The following is a 4,861-nucleotide window of genomic DNA, read 5'->3' as shown; positions in this document are numbered from 1 at the left end:
ACGATGAACTCCTCGAAGAGTTCGGCGTTCCGGAGTCCATGGTTCCGGAAGTCCGCCCGTCCTCCGACGAGAGTCTGTACGGGCACACCGACGCGGACGGCTTCCTCGAAGAGGAAGTCCCCGTTGCGGGCGCGCTGGGCGACCAGCAGGCCGCGCTGTTCGGCCAGACCTGCTTCGACAAGGGTGATGCGAAGAACACCTACGGCACCGGCGCGTTCTACCTGATGAACACTGGCTCCGAAGCAGTCGCCTCGGATAACGGCCTGCTGACGACCGTCGGCTTCCAGATGTCCGGTGAGCCCGTCCAGTACGCGCTGGAAGGCTCCATCTTCATCGCCGGCGCGGCCATCGAATGGCTCGAGGACGTCGACCTCATCAACAACGCCGCCCAGACAGCAGAACTGGCCCGCTCGGTTGAATCAACCGACGGTGTCTACATGGTGCCGGCCTTCACGGGTCTCGGCGCTCCGCACTGGGACGGCCGCGCCCGCGGGACGATTGTCGGAATGACCCGCGGAACGCGAAAAGAGCACATCGTGCGTGCGACCCTGGAATCCATCGCGTACCAGACCCGCGACCTCGCGGAAGCGATGGAGGAAGACTCCGGTGTCGAGATGACGACGCTGCGAGTCGACGGTGGTGCAGTCAAGAACAACTTCCTCTGTCAGCTCCAGTCCGACATCATCCAGACGGACATCGCTCGACCACAGGTTGACGAGACCACTGCCCTCGGGTCGGCATACGCAGCCGGCCTCGCCGTCGGGTACTGGGACACCGTCGACGAACTTCGGGACAACTGGCAGGTCGACGAGGAGTTCTCGCCGGAGATGGACGCTGGAAAGGCAGACAAGATGTACGCCCGCTGGGACGACGCCGTCGACCGTTCCCGTGACTGGGCACAGGAGGAATAACAGATGGCAATCGCATTCGGACTCACGGCGGTTGATATGCTCGTCCTTGCCATCGCGGCGTTCGCGGGTGGCGCGTTCGGGGCCTCTATCGGTGCACTCCCGGCGTTCTGTTTCACCGGCTTCATGGTGCTTATCGGAGAGGCCGGCAACGTTGTCTCCGAGTCATTCGTCGGCGGTTCGCCTGATGTCATTGCAGGTGCCGCCGGTGGCTACGGCGCTGGCATCGTCGGTCCACTGGCCTTCGGTCCTGTGTTCGGGCCGCACGTCGCCTTCGCCGGTGGTGTGGCAGCAGCAGCGTACGCTGCGAAGTACGACGGTATGTACGAACCGGACGACGGTGACTACCACCCAGCGAAGGACATCGCCTACGCCCTCGGTACTCGACCGGATGTCCTTGCTGTCGGTGGGGTCTTCGGTATCCTGGGTATGGCAATCCGGCAGACGTCCGGTGGACTCGGGATTCCGATTGACCCGCCTGCAGCAGGTGTCATCCTGACGGCTGTTATCGCCCGTCTAGTCTTCGGGTACCCGGTTATCGGACGTGTCCGCGGCAGCAGCCTGCTGGATATGTCGCCATTCGAGAGCGGCAAGATGCGGTCGAGTAGCAGTGAAGAAGTCGCAACGGATGGTGGAATAGCCGCCGAACGACCGGCTGTCGAACCGTGGCTCCCACACCAGTACAAGTGGACGCACGTCGCAATGCTCGGGCTCATTACCGGCATCCTTGGTGCGTACATCTTCGCGAAAACGGGGAGTCTCTTCCTCCCGTTCGGTATCTCAGCAGCGAGCCTGCTGTTCCTGAACCTCGGCGTGGAGAAATTCCCGGTTACGCACCACATGACGCTCCCGGCAACGTTCGTCGCCAGTATGGCGATGACGGACGGAGCGAGTGTCCTAGTCGCACTTGTGCTCGGTGCAGCCTTCGGTATCCTGGGTGCGCTGCTCGGTGAGGTCTACCAGCGTATCTTCTACGCCCACTCAGATACGCACTTTGACCCGCCAGCCGCGTCGATCATCACGACGACCCTCATCTTGGGCATTCTGGCACTGGCTGGAGTGTTCACGACGTCCGCAGCTATCCCCCTGCCGTAAGAACTCATACGGCTTTTTATTTACAGGTCCAATCGAATATACACACGATCTAATTTCCAAGCATGGACATTGAAGCGAGAATCAAGCGTCGACAACGCCGGAACGGTGAGCCACGGCTCATTCAGGATTACGAGTCTATCTCACCGGTCGTCCACATAGAGGAGCCGGCCGACCGCGGGCCGGTCCTCGAACGGCTCCTCGACCACCTCGATCCAGTGTTCGATGGGCAGCTTCCGCCGAACGCGTACGTGTACGGCCCCTGCGGTTCAGGGAAGTCCGCGGTTATCACGGCGCTGTTCGCCAACTTAGAACAACTCCCAACGGAGCAACAGGCGATTATCCACACAACGACCCGTGCACAGCCACCGACCTCTCCGTCGTTCGTCTACGTGAACGCCCGAGAGACCGCAAGCGAGTTCGCGTTCTACCACGCGGTTCTGGACGCACTCGTTGACGAATCGGTGCCAGAACACGGAATCGGGACGGAGACGCTCAAGTCGCGACTCCACGATCTGGTCCGAGAACAACGCACAGGAATCGTCATTGCAGTCGACCACATCAGCGAGCCGGAGAGTATTCAGGCTCCAGCCCTCGTTGACCTGTTTGCTGGCTTACCGAGCAACGTTAGCTGGCTCGCTATCGGTCGCGATGACCCGTCGACAACTGAACTGACGCGGTACACCGCCGAGTCGATCAGTATCGACCGCTACCAGCGCCAGATGCTCGTCGACGTGTTGATGACCAGAACCTCGAACGGGCTGGCCCAGCAGGGACTTGATCACGGTCAGGCGAGACATATCGCTGACTGGGCCGACGGCAACGCCCACGATGCCCTTGCCGCTTTGTTTATCGCTGCAGAACTGGCCGAGGAACGGGGCCAGGACCGGATCACACAGGCCAACGTCGACGCGGCCATCGCGGAGGTGCCCGACCCCTGTGTTTCGTTAGGCGTTGTTCTCTCCCTGCCGACGAACCGACAGACCGTTCTCAGGGAACTCATCGACCTAGAGGAGAGCGAACGCTCCTCGGTAACGGCGACGACGGAGGCGATTGCCTCGGCACAGTCAGTCGATCTCTCTGCCGGGACCGTCAAACGGTTCCTCTACGAAATGGCTGAATCCGGCGTCGTTGACCGCGTCGAAGCGACGGTCACTAATGGTCAGGGACGCCCACCGAGCCGCGTCGAACCGCGGTTCCCGCCGACTGCGTTCCGACGGCTGTACGACTTGCAGCAGTAGCCCAACGGTTCGCGGTCAGGTCGACGCTTTTTAAACGCGCTGTGACGGGTCGCCTGTGCCGCCAGTCAGTGCGGACGCCAGTGCACCACGAACCACGACATCGTCGCCAAACTGCGTTAACTGGATATCCGGAATGTTCGACATCACCATGTCATCGAGCCGCTCCCGGATCGGATTTAGCACCTGCTCGGGGTTGTTGAGTGCAACGGCCCCACCGACGTAGACAACGAGAGGTGCATACGCGTGAACGATGTTCGCGACGCCGATAGCGTTCCAGTGACAGATCTGGTCGAGAACGTGAGACGCGAACTCATCTTCACCAGCATACTCAAAGATATCTGCCGCCGAAAACTCCTCAGTCTCGATTGGGAGCGCCGTCTCGACGGGGTCCTCTCGGTGCAGTTGTGTGGCATACCGGGGAATGTTCTCGCCCGAGCAATATGCCTCCCAGTGGCCGTCGTGCCCACAGCCACAGGTCATGAAACCGTGCGGATCGATGGTCAGATGCCCGACTTCGCCGGCGTTGCCGTCCCAGCCTGACAGGATGTTCCCGTCAACGGCGACCCCAGCGCCGACTCCGGATGAGATAGTGAGATACACCATGTCATCGGGGCTCCGGTCCGAGTAGAACCGTTCGCCGATGACGCCGGCGTTGGCGTCGTTGTGTAGCGACACTCGCTCGCTGCCGATGAGGTTTTCGACCGGCCCAGTCAGCGGAATCCGGTCGATGGTGTCTGGAAGGTTCGCTGGGTTTTCGACGACACCTTCGGCCAGATCCATCGGGCCGAAGGATCCGATACCGGCGGCAACCACGTCTGTGGGGGCGATGTCGGCGGCGTCACAGGCCTGCCGGATCGCGTCGAGGACCGCCTCCGTGACCGCAATGCCCGCCGGTCCACGTGGTGTTTCAGTTTTGTGTGACGAGACTATCGAGCCTGTCTCGTCACCGATAACAGCGCGAATATGTGTCGCTCCGAGGTCGACCCCTGCGTAAGCGCCCATGCTGGTCGAAGGGTTGCCCCACCGATACTTAACTACACAGATTCTACTGCGGTCAGTAGTCTCGCTCCCTGCCTGAGATGTCCTCTCGTCCAACGGACTCCTCGTAGACGACGCCGCGCTCGGAGTCTAGTGTAACAGTCGACCCGTCGGAGACAGCATCAGGCAGGTCCGCGTTCGATATCATCGGAATCGAAAGCTCGCGGGCGACGATAGCTGCGTAGCTCGTGACGCCCTCATGGCCGTCGATGATGCCACCGATGCGGCTGGTGTCGCCAACGAACTCGCCGTCGAACCCTTCTGGAACCGCCAGTATCGCCCCCTCGGGGACGTTCGAGAGGTCACCTGGCGACTCCCGGGGCGGGGCCGTCGAAATCCGATGGACGGGGCCAGTCACTAGGCCATCAACAATGGACCGACCGCTGGCGACCGTTTCGGCCGCAACGTGGACTTTCAGCATATTCGCCGTATTCATTCCCTCCAGTTCGGTCATCATCCCAGAGAGGACGACGACCGTGTCACCGCTGTCTGCGGCTTCGGTGTCGAGGGCCGCCTGAACTGCCGTCTGGATGACGGCATCAGCGCCTTCGGTGGTGTACTCGGTCGTTACGGGTGTGATAC

Annotated in this window: 5 protein-coding genes; 3 read left to right on the top strand and 2 right to left on the bottom strand. The window is 61.5% G+C overall.

All coding sequences use genetic code 11. From position 1 onward, the window contains the following. The 3 genes from G9463_RS22235 to G9463_RS22225 all read left to right on the top strand — a co-directional run. The coding region (locus G9463_RS22235) for an FGGY-family carbohydrate kinase (protein WP_255458726.1) at positions 1-911 on the top strand (911 nt) is incomplete at its 5' end. A gap of 3 nt (positions 912-914) precedes the next feature. After that, positions 915-2,003, top strand: coding sequence for a hypothetical protein (locus G9463_RS22230; protein WP_165897856.1), 1,089 nt, complete (start codon positions 915-917; stop codon positions 2,001-2,003). Between the two features lie 62 nt (positions 2,004-2,065). Further along, a complete protein-coding gene (locus tag G9463_RS22225) occupies positions 2,066-3,241 on the top strand; it encodes a Cdc6/Cdc18 family protein (RefSeq protein ID WP_165897855.1) in 1,176 nt (391 codons plus the stop codon). A 30-nt stretch (positions 3,242-3,271) separates the two neighbouring features. On the opposite strand, the gene G9463_RS22220 is transcribed toward G9463_RS22225, so the two are convergent. Continuing rightward, complete coding sequence (locus G9463_RS22220) at positions 3,272-4,243, bottom strand: ROK family protein (RefSeq protein WP_004962100.1); 972 nt, start codon at positions 4,241-4,243, stop codon at positions 3,272-3,274. A 52-nt stretch (positions 4,244-4,295) separates the two neighbouring features. Continuing rightward, positions 4,296-4,861 (bottom strand): PEP-utilizing enzyme (locus G9463_RS22215; RefSeq protein WP_240150122.1); only part of this gene is annotated, 566 nt, incomplete at its 5' end.

It is taken from the genome of Haloarcula sp. JP-Z28 (assembly GCF_011440255.1).
Lineage (GTDB): Archaea > Halobacteriota > Halobacteria > Halobacteriales > Haloarculaceae > Haloarcula > Haloarcula marismortui.
This window is presented reverse-complemented; position numbering and strand designations above follow the sequence as displayed.

Excerpts from the sequence above, each read along its gene's own strand:
- G9463_RS22230 (WP_165897856.1), top strand. The coding sequence starts at position 915 with ATGGCAATCGCATTCGGACTCACGGCGGTTGATATGCTCGTCCTTGCC.
- G9463_RS22225 (WP_165897855.1), top strand. The coding sequence starts at position 2,066 with ATGGACATTGAAGCGAGAATCAAGCGTCGACAACGCCGGAACGGTGAG.
- G9463_RS22220 (WP_004962100.1), bottom strand. The coding sequence starts at position 4,243 with ATGGGCGCTTACGCAGGGGTCGACCTCGGAGCGACACATATTCGCGCT.